Genomic DNA, 3,026 nt, shown 5'->3' on the forward strand with positions numbered 1-3,026 from the left:
GCGGCCACTACGGCCTCACGCCCGCCGGCGCCCCGGCCAACTTCACCCAGAAGGAATTTTCGCTGGAGCAGGCCGCCGGGGTGCTGGCCGCCGCACGCTTCCAGGGGCGCTGGCGCAGCCTGCTCACCAGCCTGCACCTAAGCTGCCTGTACGAAGGCTTACGAGGTCGAAAGAAGGAAATTGACCATTTTCTGGATGAGCTGCGTACCGGGCAGCAGCAGTGGCGCCGCGCGCTGAAGCTCACCAAACAGCAAGCCGACCAGGCCTACGCCCTGTTGCACTGGTGCGACCGGCTGTCGCTCATCCTCTGCCGCCACGAAATTCCGGAGATGGGCCGGGCCGTGGAAATCTACCGCGGCCCCGATGGCACCATGCACACGCTGGCCCAGCCCGGCGGCGAAGGCGCGCCCGTGGTAGTGAAACCCTGGCCGTTTCGCGAAGCCGAAGTGGAGGTGAGCGTGGAAGCCAGCCTGCTTACGCAGCTGCAGTTTAAAGATGATGCCGAGCTGGCCGCCGCCCTACGCGCCGCGCCGGTCGAAACGCGGCGGTGGGTGCTGCGGCGGGAGTAGTCGGAAAATGGCTGTCATCCTTCGCTGCGCGCAGGATGACAGATGCGTTATTCCTTCAGCTTGGCTACCGGCACGGCACTCGTCATGGTGCCGGCGGGCACCGTGGGGCCCTGAAAAATATTATCGAGCCGGGCGGGCTTGGCGGTGAGGGCATCGCTGCGGTCAGCGGCGAGCAGCAGCTGGCCGTGGCGGGTGTAGTCGGCCCAGCGGCGGCGGAAAGCGGGCTGGGCGTCGTCGGCCTTGGCGAAGTAGGCCCATTCGTCGACGAGGCCGGTGGCGCGGCTCACCAGGATTTCGTAGCGGTTCTGGGGCGTCACGCCCACATTTTTGAAGGTGAGCTGCAGCAGGTCGGCGGGGGCGCCGGCCTGGGTTTTGGTTTCGCCCTTATAGGCGAGCGTCACGCCCGAATCCTTCAGCTTGAAGGGCATGAGCAGCCAGTACATGTTGTTCACCCAAGTGGGGTACATGCGGTCGAGCACCTTCTGGCCGGCGGGCGTGGCCGAGATGTCCTGCCCGCGGCTGTACACCCGGCCTTGTTTGGTGTTCAGGTTGTAGTTGGCCACCAGCGTGTCTTTCTCCCAGTGGAAGTCGCCGGTGTACTTGTCCCACACCTGGTACTGGCCACCGAAGAAGCTCCAGGCGAAGTAGTGGGCGTTTTGCCAGGCCTCGTAGCCGCCCATCTCGCGCATCACGCGGTCGGCCAGGGCCACGGCGCGGGCGTCGGAGCCGGCCGCGTCGAATCCTTCGGCGGCGGGGTAAGCGCCTTTGGCAAGCTTGGGCTTTTTCTGGGCGTGGGCCGGGGCCGCCAGCAGGCCGGCCAGCAACAGCAGCAACGAAAAGGAACGGGCAACGCGAGCACAGTGAGTCATGGCCCGAACTTACGAAAAACCCGGCGCCGGGTACGGCCAACGGGCTTCCCGAAAGCTCAGCACTACGGCGAAAGACCGGCCGCCGGGGCCAACGCCGCCCCGCGCCTTGCGTAAGCAGGGCGAGTTCCCGCTGGTTGGGAACTGCCTTTCCAGCTCTGCATGGCTACGCAATACAAATTTTCCGATGTTCTGGCCGTCCTCAAGTCGTCGGCGGCCGAGTTCAGCGAAAACAACTCCTTCCGCCACGCGGCGGCCCTTTCCTACTACACCATTTTCTCGCTGCCGCCGCTGCTGCTCATCGTCATTACGATGGCCAGCACCGTGTATGGCAGCGAGGCCGTCAACGGGCAGGTGTACGGGCAGCTCAAGGGCCTGGTCGGGCCCGATTCGGCTAAGTTCCTGCAAGACAGCATTGCCAAGTTCACCCTGCAGCAGCGCGGGCCGGTGGCCACCACCATTGGCGTGGCCACGCTGCTGTTTGCCGCCACCACCTTCTTCGTCACGCTCCAGGAAAGCATCAACGACATCTGGAACCTGAAGGTGAAAACCACCGGCATCGGTGTGCGCGACTACGTGAAGCAGCGTCTGCTTTCGTTCGGGCTGATTCTGAGCGTGGCGCTGCTGCTGCTCATTTCCTTCGTCATCAGCGCCATGCTTGCGGCCTTCACCGCCTGGCTGCAGCGCCAGATTCCGGAAGTGGGCATCATCGCCATCAAGGTGGTCGATTTCTGCCTGTCGCTGGCCGTCACCACGCTGCTGTTCGCGCTCATCTACCGCTTCCTGCCCGATGCCATCATCCGCTGGCGCGACGTGGGCATTGGCGCCTTCATCACGGCGCTGCTGTTCATGCTGGGCAAATACCTCATTGCCTTATACATTGCCAAGGCCGACCCCGGCTCGGCCTTTGGGGCGGCGGGCTCGGCCATTGTGCTGCTGCTGTGGGTGAACTACTCGTCGCTCATCATCTTTTTCGGGGCCGAGTTTACCCAAGAATTTGCCGATGCCTTTGGCCAGCGCGTGCACCCCAAGGCCCACGCCGTGCGGGTGCATTGGTGCGAGATTCCGCCGGGTGAGTCGGACGAGGAAAAGGCCACCGGCCGGCCCCACGCCACGGGCCGCTGGCGCAAATAGCCGCCGGCCGCCAGGCCGGACAGTGCGAATGACGCGCCGTGGGTGCATCTTTGGAAAATTTACCTTTCCAATTTGTTTATGCTCACTCCGCTACGCGCTGCCAGCGCCGGCTTTGGGGCCTTATTGCTACTGGCCCCGGCGCTCACCCACGCTCAAACCGCCCCACCCCCGCCCACCGAGCGGGTACTGGTGGTGCACCCGGCCGTGGGGCCGGAAATCGACGCGGCCGAAAAGGCCCGCTTCGGCCTGTTTCCCAACTACGCGGCCGATGATTTTCAGGCGGCCCGCTTCGTGCGCAGCCTCACGCCCGACAGCGCCATTACGCTGAAAACCACGCTGCGCAACGGCCGCCAGCTAACGCGCCCGTACCTGCCGGAAGAGTTTGCCGCCGTACACGACGTTATCGAGCAGCGCCAGCGTGAGCTGGCCACTGCCCCGCCGCCACCGCCACCGCCGG

General features: G+C 64.9%; 4 protein-coding genes. 3 read left to right on the forward strand and 1 reads right to left on the reverse strand.

Features of this window, described 5'->3' with window-relative positions:
* A partial coding sequence (locus ACYVDE_RS18765; RefSeq protein WP_460503075.1) for a DUF3891 family protein occupies nucleotides 1–569 on the forward strand: 569 nt, incomplete at its 5' end.
* A gap of 47 nt (nucleotides 570–616) precedes the next feature.
* On the opposite strand, the gene ACYVDE_RS18770 is transcribed toward ACYVDE_RS18765, so the two are convergent.
* The gene (locus tag ACYVDE_RS18770) at nucleotides 617–1,438 is read right to left on the reverse strand and encodes a hypothetical protein (RefSeq protein WP_460503076.1); all 822 of its coding nucleotides are present in this window, start codon (nucleotides 1,436–1,438) and stop codon (nucleotides 617–619) included.
* 159 nt (nucleotides 1,439–1,597) lie between these two features.
* Between ACYVDE_RS18770 and ACYVDE_RS18775 the strand changes: the two genes are divergently transcribed.
* Nucleotides 1,598–2,569: a YihY/virulence factor BrkB family protein gene (locus ACYVDE_RS18775; protein WP_460503077.1), complete on the forward strand. Its 972-nt coding sequence runs from the start codon at nucleotides 1,598–1,600 to the stop codon at nucleotides 2,567–2,569.
* 78 nt (nucleotides 2,570–2,647) lie between these two features.
* On the forward strand, nucleotides 2,648–3,026 hold a 379-nt coding region (locus ACYVDE_RS18780), incomplete at its 3' end, for a hypothetical protein (RefSeq protein ID WP_460503078.1).

It is taken from the genome of Hymenobacter agri (genome assembly GCF_054778495.1).

Excerpts from the sequence above, each read along its gene's own strand:
- ACYVDE_RS18770 (WP_460503076.1), bottom strand. The coding sequence starts at position 1,438 with ATGACTCACTGTGCTCGCGTTGCCCGTTCCTTTTCGTTGCTGCTGTTG.
- ACYVDE_RS18775 (WP_460503077.1), top strand. The coding sequence starts at position 1,598 with ATGGCTACGCAATACAAATTTTCCGATGTTCTGGCCGTCCTCAAGTCG.